The 18,002-nt window shown below is 70.8% G+C and carries 13 protein-coding genes; 7 read left to right on the top strand and 6 right to left on the bottom strand.

The genetic code is table 11. From position 1 onward, the window contains the following. The first annotated feature begins 243 nt into the window (after window positions 1–243). The 5 genes from ACH34T_RS15335 to ACH34T_RS15315 all read left to right on the top strand — a co-directional run bounded on the left by ACH34T_RS15335 (window position 244) and on the right by ACH34T_RS15315 (window position 6,178). Window positions 244–966, top strand: a complete 723-nt coding sequence (locus tag ACH34T_RS15335) for an amino acid ABC transporter ATP-binding protein (protein WP_395993033.1) — start codon at window positions 244–246, stop codon at window positions 964–966. A 109-nt stretch (window positions 967–1,075) separates the two neighbouring features. Beyond that, a complete protein-coding gene (locus ACH34T_RS15330) occupies window positions 1,076–1,945 on the top strand; it encodes a glutamate ABC transporter substrate-binding protein (protein ID WP_395992769.1) in 870 nt (289 codons plus the stop codon). A 200-nt stretch (window positions 1,946–2,145) separates the two neighbouring features. After that, window positions 2,146–2,829: an amino acid ABC transporter permease gene (locus tag ACH34T_RS15325; RefSeq protein ID WP_395992768.1), complete on the top strand. Its 684-nt coding sequence runs from the start codon at window positions 2,146–2,148 to the stop codon at window positions 2,827–2,829. Continuing rightward, on the top strand, window positions 2,826–3,809 hold the full coding sequence (locus ACH34T_RS15320) for an amino acid ABC transporter permease (protein WP_395992767.1): 984 nt from the start codon (window positions 2,826–2,828) through the stop codon (window positions 3,807–3,809). Before ACH34T_RS15325 ends, ACH34T_RS15320 begins: the two co-directional genes overlap by 4 nt. A 248-nt stretch (window positions 3,810–4,057) precedes the next feature. After that, window positions 4,058–6,178 (top strand): prolyl oligopeptidase family serine peptidase, encoded by a 2,121-nt coding sequence (locus tag ACH34T_RS15315; RefSeq protein ID WP_395992766.1) that lies wholly within the window; start codon window positions 4,058–4,060, stop codon window positions 6,176–6,178. 43 nt (window positions 6,179–6,221) lie between these two features. Here ACH34T_RS15315 and ACH34T_RS15310 read toward each other — a convergent pair whose 3' ends face one another. The 4 genes from ACH34T_RS15310 to recA all read right to left on the bottom strand — a co-directional run bounded on the left by ACH34T_RS15310 (window position 6,222) and on the right by recA (window position 10,486). Beyond that, window positions 6,222–6,443: a hypothetical protein gene (locus ACH34T_RS15310; protein WP_395992765.1), complete on the bottom strand. Its 222-nt coding sequence runs from the start codon at window positions 6,441–6,443 to the stop codon at window positions 6,222–6,224. A 58-nt stretch (window positions 6,444–6,501) separates the two neighbouring features. Further along, entirely contained in the window at window positions 6,502–8,073 is a 1,572-nt protein-coding gene (gene rny / locus ACH34T_RS15305) for a ribonuclease Y (protein WP_395992764.1), read from the bottom strand. A gap of 380 nt (window positions 8,074–8,453) precedes the next feature. After that, on the bottom strand, window positions 8,454–8,921 hold the full coding sequence (locus tag ACH34T_RS15300; RefSeq protein ID WP_395992763.1) for a regulatory protein RecX: 468 nt from the start codon (window positions 8,919–8,921) through the stop codon (window positions 8,454–8,456). A 428-nt stretch (window positions 8,922–9,349) separates the two neighbouring features. Beyond that, the gene (recA, locus tag ACH34T_RS15295) at window positions 9,350–10,486 is read right to left on the bottom strand and encodes a recombinase RecA (RefSeq protein ID WP_395992762.1); all 1,137 of its coding nucleotides are present in this window, start codon (window positions 10,484–10,486) and stop codon (window positions 9,350–9,352) included. Between the two features lie 243 nt (window positions 10,487–10,729). Between recA and ACH34T_RS15290 the strand changes: the two genes are divergently transcribed. Next, on the top strand, window positions 10,730–11,599 hold the full coding sequence (locus tag ACH34T_RS15290) for an ATP-grasp domain-containing protein (protein ID WP_395992761.1): 870 nt from the start codon (window positions 10,730–10,732) through the stop codon (window positions 11,597–11,599). A gap of 43 nt (window positions 11,600–11,642) precedes the next feature. Here ACH34T_RS15290 and ACH34T_RS15285 read toward each other — a convergent pair whose 3' ends face one another. Continuing rightward, window positions 11,643–11,837 (bottom strand): DUF3046 domain-containing protein, encoded by a 195-nt coding sequence (locus ACH34T_RS15285; protein WP_395992760.1) that lies wholly within the window; start codon window positions 11,835–11,837, stop codon window positions 11,643–11,645. A gap of 9 nt (window positions 11,838–11,846) precedes the next feature. Then, on the bottom strand, window positions 11,847–13,121 hold the full coding sequence (locus ACH34T_RS15280) for an alpha/beta hydrolase fold domain-containing protein (protein WP_395992759.1): 1,275 nt from the start codon (window positions 13,119–13,121) through the stop codon (window positions 11,847–11,849). Window positions 13,122–13,262: 141 nt separating this feature from the next. On the opposite strand from ACH34T_RS15280, the gene ACH34T_RS15275 reads away from it, so the two are divergent. Beyond that, the gene (locus ACH34T_RS15275; protein ID WP_395992758.1) at window positions 13,263–17,975 is read left to right on the top strand and encodes a DEAD/DEAH box helicase; all 4,713 of its coding nucleotides are present in this window, start codon (window positions 13,263–13,265) and stop codon (window positions 17,973–17,975) included. Window positions 17,976–18,002 lie beyond the last annotated feature (27 nt).

Below are 18,002 nucleotides of genomic sequence, written 5' to 3'. Positions count from 1 at the left end.
ATCGGTCACCGCGCCGGTCATCCCGCATCGCCGTCCAGCCACGGATGATCACGCTCCGCCACGGCGGACCCCCGTCCGACATGGGTATTCGTGATCGTATCGGTACCGCGCGGCGACTTTCGCGGCGCTGCCGATGACGTAAAGTCCGGGCGCATGACGGACAGCGAAGGCGGGCCCGACCTCACCAAGGACGGGCCGGAGGACCCGATCGAGCCGGCCGCCGCGGACGGCCGTCCCCTCGTCGTGGTCGAGCACGTCAACAAGCACTTCGGCGAGCTGCACGTCCTCAAGGACATCAACCTCACCGTCGACCCGGGCGAGGTCGTCGTCGTCATCGGCCCGTCCGGCGGCGGGAAGTCGACCCTGTGCCGGGCGATCAACCGGCTGGAGCCCATCGACGACGGGACGATCCTCCTGGACGGCAAGGAGCTGCCGAAGGAGGGCAAGGAACTCGCGAAGCTCCGCGCCGACGTCGGCATGGTGTTCCAGTCGTTCAACCTGTTCGCCCACAAGACGATCCTGGACAACGTCACGCTCGGGCCGATCAAGGTCCGCAAGCAGGGCAAGCAGGAGTCCGAGAAGCACGCGATGGAGCTGCTGGACCGGGTCGGCATCGCCAACCAGGCCAACAAGTACCCCGCCCAGCTGTCGGGCGGCCAGCAGCAGCGGGCCGCGATCGCGCGCTCCCTGGCGATGCGGCCCAAGGTGATGCTCTTCGACGAGCCCACCTCGGCGCTCGACCCGGAGATGGTCAACGAGGTCCTCGACGTCATGACCGGCCTGGCCCGCGAGGGCATGACGATGATCGTCGTCACGCACGAGATGGGGTTCGCGCGGAGGGCGGCGCAGAAGGTCGTGTTCATGGCGGACGGCCAGATCGTGGAGGAAAACACCCCCGAGGAGTTCTTCACCAACGCGCGCACCGAACGCGCCAAGGACTTCCTTTCCAAGATCCTCACGCACTGAATCGGTTTCCGTTCCGGCGCGTCCGCACGGATCCGGATCATTCGTTCGGCAAGAGGGCGATGATGCACCGGCCGCGGGGCCCCGGCAGAGAGCAGAGGTAGGACGAGAAATGCGAGTACGTCGTTTCGGCGCCCTGATCGGGGCGGGGATGGCGCTGTCACTGGCGCTCAGTGCGTGTGGCAGCGACACGGAGAAGACCGAGGCCAAGACGGTCGTCCAGAAGGCCAAGGACGACAAGAAGCTCACCGTCGGCATCAAGTTCGACCAGCCCGCGCTCGGGCTGAAGAAGCCCGACGGCACCTACGACGGGTTCGACGTCGACGTCGCCAAGTACGTCGCGAAGGAGCTCGGCGTCCCCGAGAGCGGCATCACGTTCAAGGAGACGACGTCCGCGAACCGCGAGTCGTTCCTCGGCGGCGGGCAGGTCGACCTGATCTTCGCCACGTACTCCATCACGGAGGCGCGCAAGGCCCAGGTGACGTTCGGCGGCCCGTACTACGTGGCGCACCAGGACACGATGGTCATCGCCAACAACAGCGACATCAAGACCGCCAAGGACCTCAAGGGCAAGAAGCTGTGCAAGGCGGCCGGGTCCAACTCGTTCCGCCGCATCACCGAGCCGCCGCCGGACGGCAAGCTCAACATCAAGGGCGTCACGCTGGTCGAGGCCAGCAGCTACTCCGACTGCGTCGCCAAGCTCCAGTCGAGCGCGCTGGACGCGGTCAGCACCGACGACCTCATCCTGGCCGGCTTCGCCAACCAGCAGAAGGGCAAGTTCAAGGTCATCAACGACCCCTTCACCGACGAGAAGTACGGCATCGGCATCAAGAAGGGCGACAAGGAGACCTGCGAGGCCGTCAACCAGGCCGTCACCAAGATGTACTCCGACGGCACGGCCAAGACCCTGCTGGAGAAGCACTTCGCCGGCACCGGGCTGAAGCTCGTCGAGACCGTCCCGCAGATGGAGGGCTGCGCCTGATCCGAGGCCGCGCCTGATCGGAGGCCGCTCCTGATCCGCGTCCGATCGGCATCCGTGCCCGGGTCCGCGTCATCCGTGCCCGGTCCGCGTCCGATCCGAGGCTAGCCGTCGCGCCGGTGCGCTCGCCGGGAACCGCACGATCTTCCCGGCGAGGCACCGCCGTGGCCCGACCCGCTGGAACGCCATGGAACAGCTAAGCAATGTTTGACTTCGGCCCGTTCTTCGACAACTTCGACAAGATCCTCGACGGGTTCTGGGCGACCGTGCGGCTGGCCGGAGTCTCCGCGGTGCTCTCCCTCCTGATCGGCACGATCCTGGTGAGCTTCCGGGTCGCCCCGGTTCCCCTGCTGCGCGTCCTCGGCACCGCCTACGTCAACGTGGTGCGCAACACGCCCCTGACGCTGGTGCTGCTGATGTGCAGCCTCGGCCTGAACGACGTCTTGGCGCTGACCTTCTCCGACAAACCGGGCACCACCTACTACTGGTGGGCGGTCCTCGGCCTCTCCGGGTACACGGGGGCGTTCGTCGGCGAGTCGCTGCGCGCGGGGATCAACACGGTCCCGCTGGGACAGGCCGAGGCGGCCCGCTCGATCGGGCTGACCTTCAGCCAGTCGCTGCGGGTCATCATCCTGCCGCAGGCGTTCCGCGCGGTCATCGCGCCGCTCGGCAGCGTCTTCATCGCCATGATCAAGAACACGACGGTCGCCTCCGCCGCGGGCTACGGCGAGGTCGCGGCCGTCACGAAGGACCTGCTCGACCTGCCCTCGTTCACCAGCGGGGCGCTTCCGCTGTTCATGGGCGTGGCCGTCGGCTTCATGATCCTCACGCTGCCGACCGGCTTCTTCTTCGGGTGGCTGCACAAGCGGATGGCGGTGGCCCGATGAGCAAGGAAGCGACCGTCCTGTTCGACGTCCCGGGGCCGCGTGCGCGCGCGCGCAACATGGTCGTGGCCGTCGTCACGTCCGTCGTCCTGCTGGCCCTGCTCGCCGCGCTGATCTGGCGCTTCGACCAGAAGGGCCAGTTCGCGGGCGAGCTGTGGAGTCCGTTCACCGAATGGCAGGTGTGGGACAAGCTGATCCTGCCCGGCCTGTGGAACACGCTGAAGGCCGCGGCCGTCGCGTCGGTGCTGGCGATGCTGTTCGGCGTGGTGTTCGGCCTCGCCCGGCTGTCGGACCACTGGTGGATCCGGATCCCGGCGGGCGTCGTCGTGGAGTTCTTCCGCGCGATCCCGCTGCTGATCCTGATCTTCCTGGCGTTCTTCATCCCGAACAAGGTCAGCCCGACCATCGCCGAGTCGTCGTTCGGGACCTTCCAGCGCGTGCTGGTGGACAACTTCTTCTCGATCTTCGGCGTGGAGATCAACGCCGGGACGATCACCGTGCCGGCGTTCGCCGCGGTCGTGTTCGGCCTGACGATGTACAACGGCTCGGTGCTCGCCGAGGTGGTCCGCGCGGGCGTCCAGTCGATCCCGAAGGGCCAGTCGGAGGCCGCGTACTCCGTCGGCCTGCGCAAGAACGGCGTGATGCGGCTCGTCCTGCTGCCGCAGGCCGTCACGGTGATGATGCCGGCGATCGTGAGCCAGCTCGTCGTCCTGCTCAAGGACACCGCGCTCGGGTTCATCATCGCCTACTCCGAGCTGCTCTCCGCCGGGTTCCGGGAGGTGCCCGCCAACTTCCACAACAACAAGATCCAGGCGGGCATCGTGGTCGCGGTCGTCTACATCGCGATCAACATGGCGGTGAGCCGGCTCGCCACCTGGCTGGAGGGCCGCAGCCGTCGCAGCCGCAAGACGTCCGGCAAGATCCTCGGGGCGGGCGGCCCCGCCCCGGTGCCGGGGGTCGGGGTCACCCAGCAGACGATCTAGTCAGGGGCCCGGACCCGCCGGTCCGGACCGCGTGTCCGACGCGAGGGGCGCCGCCGATCCCGGCGGCGCCCCTCGCCGTTTCGGCGGCGTCCGCTCGCGGGTATACGGGCACCGGCGGACGTTCGGGACGAGCGAACCGCGGACACCGGTGTTCCCCATGGGTCGCCTGGTGGCCTGCAGGTATCTTTCCGAGTTCAAACGGCCCGTCATGTCCCCAACCCGTCCCCGTATGCGGGACGATTCCTGGTATGACCGCTCGTGCGACCCTCCCTTACGGCTCATGGCCTTCACCCATCTCTGCGGCCGATGTCGCCCGCGCCCGGCTGCGCCTCAGCTTTCCCACCGTCGCGGGCAACGACGTGTGGTGGCAGGAGACCCGGCCCGAGGAGGGCGGGCGGACCACGGTCATCCATCTCAAGGGCGGTCACCGCACCGAACTGCTGCAGGCGCCGTGGGACGCGCGTACCCGCGTCCACGAGTACGGCGGGCGGTCGTACCTGCCGGTCCGCGGCGAGGGCGGCGGCCTGTCGATCGTGTTCGCCAACTACGAGGACCAGCGGCTCCACCGGCTCGACGAACGCGACCCGAAGCCGTATCCGCTGACGCCCGAGCCGGCCGTCCCGGCGGGCCTGCGGTACGCCGACTACGTGCTGTCCCCTGACGGGACGGAGATCTGGTGCGTCTGCGAAGGCCACATCGCCGCCCCCCAGGAGGCGGCGGAGGGCTCAGGCGCGGACGGCGCCGCCACAGAGCACGCGAGCACGCCCGGCACGGGAAGTGCGGACGCGGGAAGCGCGGGAGCGGCGGGGACGGGGAGCGCGGGCGCGGGGAGCGGTGCGGACGACAAGCCCGCCATGGGCATCAGGCGCGCGATCGTCGCCATCCCCCTGGACGGCAGCGCCGCCGAAGACGCGGGCGCGATCCGCGAACTCGTCACCGGCGCCGACTTCTACGCCTCGCCCGTGCCGTCCCCGAGCGGCGGCCACCTGGCGTGGGTGCAGTGGAACCACCCGCGCATGCCGTGGGACGGCACCGAACTGCGCGTGGCGGCGATCGAGGACGGCGCGACGGTCGCGCCCCGCACCGTCAAGGGCGGGCTCACCGAGTCGGCGCTCGCGCCGGTGTGGCGCGACGACCAGTCCCTGTACGTCGTCTCCGACTGGCCTGGCTGGTGGAACATCTACCAGGTCGGCCTGCACGGCGAGTCGCCGCAGGCGCTGTACCCGGCGGAGGAGGAGTTCGCCGGCCCGCTGTGGCAGCTCGGCGGCATGCCGTACGCACTGCTCGGCGACGGGCGCCTCGCGGTCCTGCACGGCGAGGGGAACCTGCGGCTCGGCGTCTACGACCCCGAGACGCTGGAGCTCGTCGACCTGGAGGTCCCGTACGAGCACTGGCAGACGCAGCTGTCCACGGACGGGACGACGATCGTCGGCATCGCGGGCGGCCCCGACCTGCCGTCGTCCGTCGTCCGGGTCGACACCACGACCGGACGCGTCGAGGGGCTGCGCAAGGAACTGGCCGAGCTGCCGGACGTCGCGTACCTGTCCAAGCCGCGCGCCGAACGCCTGGACGGGCCGTTCGGACGTCCCGTCCACGCCTACGTCTACCCGCCGACCAACCCGGAGGCAGCGGCGCCGGAGGGCGAGCTGCCGCCGTACGTGGTGTTCGTGCACGGCGGGCCGACGGGCCGCGTCTCCACGGTGCTCGACCTGGAGCGGGCGTTCTTCACCAGCCGCGGCATCGGCGTCGTCGACGTCAACTACGGCGGGTCCACCGGCTACGGCCGCGCCTACCGCGAGCGGCTGCGCCGCCAGTGGGGCGTCGTGGACGTGGAGGACGCCGTCGCCGCCGCACAGGCCCTCGTGGACGGCGGCATCGCCGACCCGGCCCGCCTCGCGATCCGCGGCGGCTCAGCGGGCGGCTGGACGACGCTCGCCGCCATCACCCAGACGGACGTGTTCAAGGCCGCCACGTCCTACTACGGGATCAGCGACCTGCAGAGCTTCGTCGAGGCCACGCACGACTTCGAGTCGCAGTACCTGTTCGGCCTGATCGGCCCGCTGCCCGGCTTCGAGCGCGCCTACGAGGAGCGTTCGCCGCTGAACAGCGCCGACAGGACGGCGTGCCCCGTCCTGCTCCTGCAGGGCCTGAACGACCCGGTGGTGCCGCCCGACCAGTCCGAACGGTTCGCGGTGGCGCTGGCGGAGAAGAAGGTGCCGTACGCGTATCTGACGTTCGAGGGCGAGTCGCACGGGTTCCGGCGGGCCGGCACCGTCGTCCGCTGCCTGGAGGCCGAGCTGGCGTTCTACGGCCAGACCCTCGGCTTCGAACCGCGCGGCGTCGCCCCCATCGACCTGACCGTCGGCTGAACTCCCCCACCGCACCCCCGGCATACGCGTCGCGGGCGCGGGGTCAGGGGACGCTGTCGAGCAGGGAGTGGTCGGCCGCGAAGAACGACACCGTGTCGCCGGAGGTGTTGTTCAGGAACCCCGTCGTCAGGCCGTTGTGGCAGGCCTCCGGACGATTCGTCCCCGGGCCGACGTGGACGCGCAGCAGGCTGCCCGGCCCGACCACGTACCCGCGGCCGATCCTCATCAGGTTGCCCGCCTGGTCGCGCAGGTAGCCGCCGCCCACGTCGACCGGACGGACGCGAGCGTCTCCTCCGGCGCTGCGGGACGGCGGCGGGCGAAGGTCAGCGGGCGAACTCGATGGCGCGGGACTCGCGGACGACGGTGACGCGGATCTGCCCCGGGTACGTGAGCTCGTCCTCCACCTGCTTGGCGATGTCGCGGGCGATGACCTGCGCCTGGATGTCGTCGACGGAGTCGGGCTTGACCATCACGCGGATCTCCCGCCCGGCCTGCATGGCGAAGACCTTCTCCACGCCGTCGTGCTTCTCCCGCGCGATCTGCTCCAGCCGCTCCAGCCGCTTGACGTACGCCTCCAGGGACTCCCGGCGCGCGCCGGGACGGCTGCCGCTGATCGCGTCGGCGGCCTGGGTGAGGACGGCCTCGACCGTCCGGACCTCGACCTCGTTGTGGTGCGCCTCGATGGCGTGCACGACGTCCTCGTGCTCGCCGTACCGGCGCGCGATCTCGGCGCCGATCAGCGCGTGGCTGCCCTCCACCTCGTGGGTCAGCGCCTTGCCGATGTCGTGCAGCAGCGTGCACCGCTTCGCCGTCTCCACCGGCAGCCGCAGTTCGCTCGCCATGATCCCGGCGATGTGCGCGGACTCGATCAGGTGCTTGAGCACGTTCTGCCCGTACGACGTCCGGTAGCGGAGCTGGCCGAGCAGCGCGATCAGTTCCGGGTGCATGTCGGCGACGCCGACCTCGACGAGCGCGTCCTCGCCGGCCCGGACGCACAGCTGCTCCACGTCGCTCTTGCTGCGCTCGTAGATCTCCTCGATGCGCTGCGGGTGGATCCGGCCGTCCAGGACGAGCTTCTCCAGCGTCAGCCGCCCGACCTCGCGCCGCACCGGGTCGAAGCAGCTCAGCAGCACCGCCTCCGGCGTGTCGTCGATGATCAGGTTCACGCCCGTGGTCGTCTCGAACGCGCGGATGTTGCGGCCCTCGCGGCCGATGATGCGGCCCTTCATCTCGTCGCTCGGCAGGTGCAGCACCGAGACCACCGACTCGGCGGTCTGCTCGCTCGCGACCCGCTGGATCGCCAGCGTCACGATCTTGCGGGCGCGCTTGTCGCCCTCCGCGCGCGCCGTGTTCTCGATCTCCCGGACGATCGGGATGGACTCCCGCTTCGCCTGGTTCTCGACCGCCGCGACGAGCTCGCCCTTGGCCTGCTCGGCGGTGAGCCCCGCCGCCCGTTCCAGGACCCTGCGCCGCTCCTCCTCGACGCCGGCGAGCTCTTCCTTGCGGGTCTCCAGCGCCTTCTTCGCCTCGGCGAGCCGCCCCGACCACTCCTCAAGGCGCCGCACCTCGCCGTCCAGCCGCTGCTCCCGCTCCGCGAGCCGCGCCTCCCGGCGCTCCAGATCTTCCCGGACGGTCCGCAGGTCGTCGCGGAGGGACCGGCCCTCCTCCTCGGCCTCCGCACGCGCCTCCGACGCGATCCGCTGGGCCTCGAGCTCGGCCTTCTCCAGGACGGCCTTGGCGTTCTGCTCGGCCTTCGCCCTGATCTCGTCGCCTTCGCTCCGCGCCCGGGCCATCTCCGCCGCGGCCTTGCCCGGCATGCCCGGACGCCACAGCACGACGATGACGAGAGCGACCAGGGCCACCAGCAGTGCTGCACCCAGCAGGACGCTCTCCATGAGGCAGATCCTTCCTCGCCGCGGGTCCGTCCGGAGTCGGGACCCTGCCTAGCGAGGATTTACTCGCGTCCAGCGGACGTCCGGATACGCGCCATCGCCGGGCCGCGCACCGCGCGCCGCCGATGGCTCGGCCGAATCCGGTCGACGAACGTGTCCTGTATGCCTCTCAGCTGCTGGAACGTGCTCGGTCGTATGGCAATCCGCGAGACGCGGAGTAACTCCTCACTGCCGTAACGGTAAGCGGCATGGAGGTAATGAGCAAGCAAACGCAGGGCATTCCGGACTAACCGAACGTCAACGTGAGTCCTCCCTTACCACCACCTTCCCGACTCCGTTTCTCACGCGCACTCCTCCCCCGACCCGGCCCCAGGGTCAGGTGGTCAGTCGAGGGGCGGGGCGTCGGGGAAGGCTTCTACGTCGGTGCCTTCCTCGGCCAGGGCCTCGCGCACGATCCGGTAGGACAGGCCGGGTGAGTAGCCCTTGCGGGCGAGCATGCCCACCAGGCGGCGCATGCGTTTGGCGGGTTCGACGCCTGCCGTGGACCTCAGTCTGCGGACGACCAGGGCCCGGGCGGTCTGTTCTTCCTGGGCGGGGTCCAGCGTTTCGACCGCGTCGTTGACGGTCTCGTCCGCGACGCCGCGGCGTCGCAGTTCGGCCGCGAGGGCCCGTCTGGCGAGGCCGCGGCCGGTGTGCCTGGACTGGACCCACGCCTGCGCGAACACCTCGTCGTCGATGAGGCCGACGTCGCTGAAGCGCCCGAGCACCCGTTCGGCGACCTCGTCGGGGATGTTCTTGCGCCGTAACGCGTCGGCGAGCTGGGCCCGGGTCCGCGGGGACGCCGACAGCATGCGGAGGCACACCTCGCGGGCCTTGCCTTCGGGATCCGTATCGCGCCCGGCCCCGCCCTCCCCGGGACGCGGAGCGTCTTCCGGCCGGCCTCGCGCCGCCCCGCTCATACGGCCCTCCGCAGACGTCCCCGCTCACACACCGACATCGGTGGTGCGGGTCGGACGACGTTGGGCGGGTGGGCTCGTGGGGCGCGGGGAGGTGCGCTCGCATGGGAGGCGTCGCGCGGGGTACGGGCAGGGATGCTCTGCCGGAAGGGCGCCCGGGACGCCGAGCCGGGTGGGCTCGGCGCCCGGGTTCGTGGGAGCGGCGGCGCCATCGGGGAAGGTCCGTGCACCGGTGGCTCGGTGCCGGGTAAGGCGCCGCCGCCCTGCATACGAGATCATCGCCCACTCTTCGTCAGGAGTCACCCTTCTCACGGGATTCGCCGTCAGGAATCACCCGCTTTGGCCTTGGGGGACTTCTTCGCGGCGGGCTTGGCGGCGGCCGGGGCCACGGGGCCGGCGTCCGGGGCGGGGGCGGACGCGGACGCGGACGCGGACGCGGCGGGAGGCTCGGCCTCCTTGTCGACCTTCGGGCCGATGCCGAGCTTCTCCTTGATCTTCTTCTCGATGCCGTCGGCCAGGTCGGGGTTGGTCTTGAGGAAGTTGCGGGCGTTCTCCTTGCCCTGGCCGAGCTGGTCGCCGTCGTAGGTGTACCAGGCGCCGGACTTGCGGACGAAGCCGTGCTCCACGCCGAGGTCGATCAGGCCGCCCTCGCGGCTGATGCCCTGGCCGTAGAGCAGGTCGAAGTCGGCGAGGCGGAACGGCGGGGCCATCTTGTTCTTGACGACCTTGACGCGGACGCGGTTGCCGACGGCCTCGGTGCCGTCCTTGAGGGTCTCGATGCGGCGGACGTCCAGCCGGACGGAGGCGTAGAACTTCAGCGCCCGGCCGCCGGTGGTGGTCTCCGGCGAGCCGAACATGACGCCGACCTTCTCACGGAGCTGGTTGATGAAGATGACGGTGGTCTTGGTCTGGTTGATCGCGCCGGTGAGCTTGCGCAGGGCCTGCGACATGAGGCGGGCTTGGAGGCCGACGTGGCTGTCGCCCATCTCGCCCTCGATCTCGGCGCGGGGGACGAGCGCCGCGACGGAGTCGATGACGACGATGTCGATCGCGCCGGAGCGGATCAGCATGTCGGTGATCTCCAGGGCCTGCTCGCCGGTGTCGGGCTGGGAGACCAGGAGCGCGTCGATGTCGACGCCGAGCTTGGTGGCGTACTCGGGGTCGAGCGCGTGCTCGGCGTCGACGAACGCGGCGATGCCGCCCAGCTTCTGGACGCTGGCGACGGAGTGCAGCGCGATGGAGGTCTTGCCGGAGCCTTCGGGGCCGTACACCTCGACGACGCGGCCGCGGGGCAGGCCGCCGATGCCGAGCGCGATGTCGAGGGCGATCGCGCCGGTGGGGATCACTTCGACGGGCGCCCGGGCCTCCTCGCCCATCCGCATGACGGAGCCCTTGCCGAACTGCCGCTCGATCTGGGCGAGTGCGGTCTCGAGAGCCTTCTCCCGGTCGTTCGCTGCCATGTGAGATGTCCTTCTCGTCGTGACTGTCGGCTCTCGGCCGCTGCTTGCGATGTCGACGGCGACGTTACGGCGGGCCTCCGACACTTTCGAGACTCCGGTGGAATTGTGGATGACGCCGCGTGCCCGCCCCACCTTACCGAACATCCGTTCGATCATCGTCCGTTACGCCGATTCGGGCGGAATCTCCGTGCGTTCCATGGTTCGGACCACGTACGCTGGCGCCGTCCACGGAGGGCTCCAATCATGACGCTGACCGTTCTCTTCTGCGTCGATCCGCTCCACCCTCGGCGCGTTGACCCCCATTTCTCCCGCGAGGCCGCGGCCGTGCGGGACCACTACGGCGAGATCGCCCTGATCGACCATGACGCGCTGCGGCGCGGCGACGTGGACGACGCGGTGCGCGCGGTGCCGTCCGATCTGGGTCCCGTCTGGTACCGCGGCTGGATGCTCACGGGCGAGGAGTACGCCGCGGTGTCCGCGATGTTGAAGCAGCGGGGGACGATGCTGCTCACGCACCCGGACGACTATCGCCGCGCCCACGAACTGCCGGGCTGGCATGACACGTTCGCCGGGCTGACCCCGCACAGCGTGTGGCGGCCCCTCGGCGTCGGCCAGGACCCTGGCGATCTGAAGGAGCTGGGTGAGCTCGTCAAGCCGTTGAAGGGCGGGCCCGGCATCGTCAAGGACTATGTGAAGTCCTGCAAGCACGAGTGGGAGGAAGCGTGCTTCGTCCCCGATGTGAAGAACCTCGCTCAGCTGCATAACGTCGCGTCCAAGATGGTGGCGTTGCGGGACGACCATCTGGCGGGCGGGCTCGTCGTGCGCGAGTTCGAGGAGTACGACGGCGGTGGCGAGGCGCGAGTGTGGTGGGTGGACGGCGAGCCCGCCCTTGTGGGCCCGCACCCCGACAGTCCCGGCGTGGAACCCGATCCCGTCTTGGACGCGGTCGCTCCGGCAGTGCGCGCGCTGGGCTGCCGGTTCATCACGACCGATCTCGCGCGGCGGACGGACGGCGCGTGGCGTGTCGTGGAGGTCGGCGACGGCCAGGTCAGCGATCTGCCGTCGTCCGTGGACGCGATGGACCTCTACGCGCATCTGCCCGTCCCGGACTGACCCCGCACAGGGCTGACCCCGCACGGGCTGACGTCCGGGGCGCCTATTGGAGCGTCGAGGGGACGTTGAAGGTCGCGACGACGGCCTGCCAGACCCTCTTGGCGGGTTCGCCGTCGGCGAGGGCCTGTTCGATGGTGCGGCCGTCCAGTTCGGCCATCACGTAGTCCCTGGCCACGCTCTCGGCATAGGTCTCGCCGAACTGCTGTCTCATCCGAGACCAGAAGACTGTGAGCCGCACCCGCCCACGCTATCCGAACGAACGGTCCTCCAAGGACTGCGTGACCTCGCCCGGGACCACCGGTGGCGCGCCCTGGCGGTACTGGCGGTGAAGCCCTGTCAGGTAGCGCTCGACGGCTTCGATGACGCGGGCCGTCCGGTAGGAGGGGAAGACGTCGAACGCGTGCTGCGCGCCTTTCATCTCGGCGTAGACGACGGGTGTCGCGGAGACGTCCCGTAGCCGTTCGACGAATCGGCGTGCCTCGGCCACAGGGACGAGTGAGTCTCGGTCTCCATGGACGACGAAGAACGGCGGCGCGTCCTCGCGCAGGTACGAGACCGGCGACGCTTTGCCGTACGCGTCATGGTTCTCTGCGAACGGCAGCTTGACCACCATCCGCTCCAGAAGGGGCGTCGCGCCCATAGGGCGGCGGCCCCAGGGACCAGCGTCGACGAGGTTGTACACCCCGTAGAAGGGCACTGCGCCCTGCACGGTGGTGTCGACGTTCTCAATGCCGGGTTGGAATTCGGGCTCGTTCGCGGTCAGCGCGACCATCGCCGCGAGGTGCCCGCCCGCCGAGCCACCTGTCACGCACAGAAAATCGGGGTCGGCGCCGTACTCCTCTGCGTGCTCCCTGTACCAGGCGACGAAGTGTTTCAGATCGATCAGGTGTTCAGGCCAGGTGGCGCGCGGGCTGAGCCGGTAGTTGACGTTGAAGCCGACCCATCCCTGGACGGCCATGTGGTTGAGCAGGGGCAGTCCCTGCTCGCGTTTGTCGCCGATGACCCATCCGCCGCCGTGGATCTGCATGAGTCCCGGGCGTAGTTCGCCGCTGGTGCGGTCGCCTGCGTAGATGTCGAGTTTCAGGCGGAGCCGTCCGTCCTGCCGGTACACGACGTTGCGTCTTACGTGCACGCCCCTGCGCGGGATCAGGCACAGCGGCGGGACGAACAGGTGCGCGAGCGGGTAGCGGGGAGCGCCCTCCGGATCCAGGTCGAGGGGTGCTCCGCACTCGCGAAGGGTGACGACCGTACGGCGTGTTGCGAGGAGCGTGGCGGTGATGCCCGCCATGCCGAGGATCGTCAGCGCGAGGCCCGTCCAGCCGGCCCAGCCGTCCAGTCCGCCGAGGGTCGCCGTGAGCGCGGTGGCGGCGGCCCAGGTGACGAGCACTTGCGGTGCCAGTTCGATGGTCAGCCAGCCGTAGAGGAAGCTCGGCGCGAGGAGGACGGCGCCGCGCCGGGGAGCGTGCGCGTTCATGGCGAGAAGTGCGATCAGGAGGCCGAGGGCGAGGAGGACGTAGGGCATCGAAACTCCCGGTCAGGCGAGTGTCCTACCCGTAGACCCTGCCCGTACAAGTGCTTGCTTACAACGTGACGCACCTCACCCGCCGCATTCGGCGGACCCGCGAGGCGGTGTTTTGTCGGACCCGCGAGGCAGTATGGCCGCATGGGCGGTGACGTGCTCGAACGTTTCTCCCCGGCGACCCGTGCCTGGTTCGCCGGGGCCTTCGCCGCGCCGACCCCCGCCCAGGCCGGCGCGTGGGAGTCGATCTCCAGCGGCGACAACACGCTGGTCGTGGCGCCGACCGGGTCCGGCAAGACCCTGGCGGCGTTCCTGTGGTCCCTCGACCGGCTCGCCACGGCGCCCGCCGACGAGGATCCGCTGCGCCGTTGCCGCGTCCTGTACGTGTCGCCGCTGAAGGCCCTCGCCGTGGACGTGGAGCGCAACCTGCGCGCCCCGCTGACGGGCATCCGGCACGCGGCGCGTAGGCTCGGCCTGGCCGAACCCGGCGTCCGCGTCGGGATGCGGTCCGGCGACACCCCGGCCGACGAGCGCAGGCGCCTTGCGGTCAAGCCGCCCGACATCCTCATCACGACGCCGGAGTCGCTGTTCCTGATCCTCACCTCGCGGGCGCGCGAGTCGCTGCGCGGCGTCGAGACGGTCATCGTCGACGAGGTGCACGCCGTGGCGGGCACCAAGCGCGGCGCGCATTTGGCGTTGTCCCTCGAACGTCTCGACGCGCTCCTCGAACGGCCCGCGCAGCGGATCGGGCTGTCCGCGACCGTCCGCCCGGCGGACGAGGTGGCGGCGTTCCTCGGCGGTGCGCGGCCCGCGACGGTCGTCCAGCCGCGCTCCGACAAGGTGTTCGCCCTCGACATCGTCGTCCCCGTGGAGGACATGGGCGAGGTCAGCCAGTTCGTTGACGACTCCGGTACGGCCGACCCGCGCCAGCGCAGCATCTGGCCGCACGTCGAAGACCGCCTTCTCGACCTCATCGAGGCGCACCGCTCGACGCTCGTGTTCGCCAACTCGCGGCGGCTGGCCGAGAGGCTCTGCGGACGGCTGAACGAGCTCGCCTACGAACGCGCCACAGGCGCTCCCCTGCCCGAGAACCACTCGCCCGCGGAAATGATGGCGGAGGCGGGGTCGTCCAGAGGCGCGCCACAGGAAATCGCCCGCGCGCATCATGGTTCCGTCTCGAAGGAAGAGCGGGCGGGTATCGAGAACGCCCTGAAGGAGGGGCGCCTACCGGCGGTTGTGGCGACGTCCAGCCTGGAGCTGGGCATCGACATGGGCGCCGTCGATCTGGTCGTCCAGGTGGAGTCGCCGCCGTCGGTGGCCAACGGGCTTCAGCGGGTCGGGCGCGCGGGCCACCAGGTCGGCGCCGTGTCCAAGGGCGTCATCTTCCCCAAGTACCGGGGCGACCTCGTGCAGACGGCCGTCGTGGCCGAACGCATGCGAGGCGGCGAAATCGAGGAAATGCGCTACCCGCGCAATCCCCTGGACGTCCTCGCCCAGCAGATCGTCGCGATGGTCTCCATGGACGAATGGACCGTCGACGACCTGGACACGACGGTCAAACGAGCCGCCCCCTACGCGACGCTGCCCCGTTCCGCGCTTGAGGCGACGCTGGACATGCTCGCCGGGCGCTATCCCAGCGACGAGTTCGGCGAACTGCGTCCGCGCCTTGTCTGGGACCGGGTGACGGGTGTGCTGCGTGAACGTCCAGGGGCGCAGCGCCTCGCGGTGACCAGCGGCGGCACGATCCCAGACCGCGGCCTGTTCGGAGTGTTCCTCGTCGGCGAAAAGGCTTCGCGGGTGGGGGAACTCGACGAGGAGATGGTGTACGAGTCGCGCGTCGGCGACGTGTTCGTCCTCGGGGCAAGCTCGTGGCGCATCGAGGACATCACGCCCGACCGCGTACTCGTCTCGCCCGCGCCGGGCCAGCCGGGCAAGCTGCCGTTCTGGCACGGCGACACTCTCGGGCGTCCCGCCGAGCTGGGCCGGGCGCTCGGCTCGTTCACCCGCGAGCTGGCCGGGCTGCCCGCGGAAGACGCCCGCGAGCGCGTGTCCGCCGCCGGGCTGGACGACTGGGCGTCCGCCAACCTCGTCTCGTACGTGAACGAGCAGCGGGAGGCCACCGGGCACATTCCCGATGACCGCACCATGGTCGTCGAACGGTTCCGCGACGAACTCGGTGACTGGCGCATGGTCGTCCACTCGCCGCTGGGCGCGCGTGTGCACGCGCCGTGGGCGCTCGCCATTGCGGGACGTCTGCGCGAGCGGTACGGCGTCGACGCGCAGGCCATGCACGCCGACGACGGCATCGTCATCCGCATCCCCGACATGGACGAGCCGCCGGGGCTAGATCTGGCCGTCTTCGACGCCGACGACATCGAACGCGTCGTCGTGGACGAGCTGGGCGGCTCGGCGCTGTTCGCGGCCCGGTTCCGCGAGTGCGCGGCGCGTTCGCTGCTCCTCCCCCGCCGCCGTCCTGACAAGCGCATGCCGCTCTGGCAGCAGCGCCAGCGCGCCGCGCAACTCCTGGCGGTCGCCAGCAAGTACCCGTCGTTCCCGATCGTGCTGGAGACGATGCGGGAGTGCCTGCAGGACGTGTTCGACGTCCCCGGCCTTGTGCAACTGATGCGCGACGTGTCGGGACGCAAGGTCCGCATGGTCGAGGTGGAGACGCCCGAGCCGTCGCCCTACGCGCGCTCCCTGCTGTTCCACTACATCGGCGCGTTCATGTACGAGGGCGATTCGCCGCTCGCCGAACGCCGCGCCCAGGCGCTCGCGCTCGACTCCGCGCTGCTCGCGGAGCTGCTCGGCCAGGCCGACCTCCGCGAGCTGCTCGACCCCGACGCGGTCTCCGAGATCGAACGCGAGCTCCAGCGCCTCGCCGCCGATCGCCGAGCCCGCGACCTGGAGGGCGTGGCCGACCTCCTCCGCGCCCTCGGCCCGCTCACCACGGCCGAGGTCGCCGAACGAACGCTCCCCACGGTCGCCGCCCCTGAGGCCGGTGGAAGCGCCCTCACCGCCGGCGACGACGGCGACACGGCCAAACAGGGCCAGGGCGCGGCACAGGACGCCGACGAACCCGCCGTCCCGGAAGCCGCCGGCCGAGCGCCGGACGTGGCCGATGGCGTGCTCGTGCAGGTGGCGCGGTGGCTGGCGGAGCTGGAGGCGTCGCGGCGCGCGATCCGCGTCCGGATCGCCGGTGCGGAGCGCTGGACCGCCATCGAGGACGCCGGACGGCTCCGCGACGCGCTCGGCGCGCCGCTGCCGGTGGGCGTCCCGGAGGCGTTCCTCGAACCGGTCGACGATCCGCTCGGCGACCTCATCTCCCGGTACGCGCGCACGCACGGCCCGTTCCGCCCTGGCGACCCCGCCGTGCGCTTCGGCCTCGGCGCCGCCGTGGTCGTGGAGACGCTGCGGCGGCTCGCGGGCGCGGGACGGGTCGTCGAGGGCGAGTTCCTGCCCGTCGAGTCCGTGACCGGCCCGCTCACCAGCGAGTGGTGCGACACCGGCGTGCTGCGGACGCTGCGGCGCCGCTCCCTCGCCCGGCTGCGGGCCGAGGTCGAGCCGTCGCCGCCGGAGTCGCTCGGCCGCTTCCTGCCCGCCTGGCACGGCATCTCCGGCGGTTCCCGGCTGCGCGGCGTGGACGCGCTCGTCCAGGCGATCGAGCAGCTCCAGGGCGCGGCCGTGCCCGCGTCGGCGCTGGAGTCGCTGATCCTGCCGTCGCGGGTGCCCGGCTACACCCCGGCGATGCTGGACGAGCTGACGTCCGCGGGCGAGGTCGTGTGGGCGGGCCAGGGCGGGCTGCCGGGCGGCGACGGCTGGGTGTCGCTGTACCTGGCCGACACCGCGCCGCTGCTCATGCCGGAACCCGCCGAGATCACCCTCACGCCCGCGCACCAGGCCGTCCTGGACGCGCTCGGCGACGGCGGCGCGCTGTTCTTCCGGACGCTGTCCGACCGGGTGAACGAGCAGCACACCGCCAATGACGCCGACCTCGTCACCGCCGTGTGGGACCTGGTCTGGGCCGGGCATCTCACCAACGACACCATGGCGCCCTTGCGGGCGGCGCTCGGTTCGGGCCGTCCTACACATCGGTCTAGGACGACCCGTCGTGGGCGTCCGGTTCTGCCGTCCAGGACGGGTCCGCCCACGGTCGCCGGACGCTGGTGGCCGCTCCCCGAACGCGAGTCCGGTGCGACCTTGCGTTCGCATGCGCTCGCTGAGGCGCTGCTGGAGCGGTACGGCATCGTCATACGCGGGGCGGTCGCGGCCGAGCACACCCCTGGCGGGTTCTCCGCCGTCTACCCGGTGCTGCGCGCGTTCGAGGAGACCGGCCGTTGCCGCCGCGGCTACTTCGTGGAGGGCTTGGGCGCGGCGCAGTTCGCGCTGCCGGGCGCCGTCGACCGGCTCCGCGCGCTCCGTCCGGCGACGGCCGCTCCCCCGGACGACATCTCGGCGCTGTGGGAGAGCCCTCGCAAACCCGACAACCGGGCCCTCGTCCTGGCCGCCGCCGATCCCGCCAACCCGTACGGCGCGGCGCTGCCCTGGCCGGGGCGCGACGACGAGGTGGCCAGCGGCCACAAGCCGGGCCGCAAGGCGGGCGCGCTGGTCGCGCTGGTCGAGGGACGGCTCGTCCTGTACGTCGAGCGCGGCGGCCGGACGCTCCTCACCTGGGACGACGACCCCGGCTTCCTGCAACCGGCCGTCGACGCGCTCGCGCTCGCCGTCCGGGAGGGCGTGCTCGGCAAGCTCACCGTCGAACGCGCCGACGGCGCGGCGATCAACGATTCGCCGCTTGCGGCGGCGCTGGAGTCCGCCGGGTTCCATCCGACGCCGCGCGGCCTGCGCCTCCGCGCCTGACCCCGTCCGCCCGGCGGACTCCAGCGC

The organism is Actinomadura sp. 9N215, assembly GCF_044326345.1.
Taxonomy (GTDB): domain Bacteria; phylum Actinomycetota; class Actinomycetes; order Streptosporangiales; family Streptosporangiaceae; genus Spirillospora.
Note: the sequence above shows the minus strand (reverse complement) of the source record. Positions and strands in the feature narration are given on the sequence as shown.

Bases quoted from the DNA above. Each gene is read 5' to 3' on its own strand.
- ACH34T_RS15330 (WP_395992769.1), top strand. From the start codon at position 1,076: ATGCGAGTACGTCGTTTCGGCGCCCTGATCGGGGCGGGGATGGCGCTG.
- ACH34T_RS15325 (WP_395992768.1), top strand. From the start codon at position 2,146: ATGTTTGACTTCGGCCCGTTCTTCGACAACTTCGACAAGATCCTCGAC.
- ACH34T_RS15320 (WP_395992767.1), top strand. From the start codon at position 2,826: ATGAGCAAGGAAGCGACCGTCCTGTTCGACGTCCCGGGGCCGCGTGCG.
- ACH34T_RS15315 (WP_395992766.1), top strand. From the start codon at position 4,058: ATGACCGCTCGTGCGACCCTCCCTTACGGCTCATGGCCTTCACCCATC.
- rny (WP_395992764.1), bottom strand. From the start codon at position 8,073: ATGGAGAGCGTCCTGCTGGGTGCAGCACTGCTGGTGGCCCTGGTCGCT.
- ACH34T_RS15300 (WP_395992763.1), bottom strand. From the start codon at position 8,921: ATGCTGTCGGCGTCCCCGCGGACCCGGGCCCAGCTCGCCGACGCGTTA.
- recA (WP_395992762.1), bottom strand. From the start codon at position 10,486: ATGGCAGCGAACGACCGGGAGAAGGCTCTCGAGACCGCACTCGCCCAG.
- ACH34T_RS15290 (WP_395992761.1), top strand. From the start codon at position 10,730: ATGACGCTGACCGTTCTCTTCTGCGTCGATCCGCTCCACCCTCGGCGC.
- ACH34T_RS15280 (WP_395992759.1), bottom strand. From the start codon at position 13,121: ATGCCCTACGTCCTCCTCGCCCTCGGCCTCCTGATCGCACTTCTCGCC.
- ACH34T_RS15275 (WP_395992758.1), top strand. From the start codon at position 13,263: ATGGGCGGTGACGTGCTCGAACGTTTCTCCCCGGCGACCCGTGCCTGG.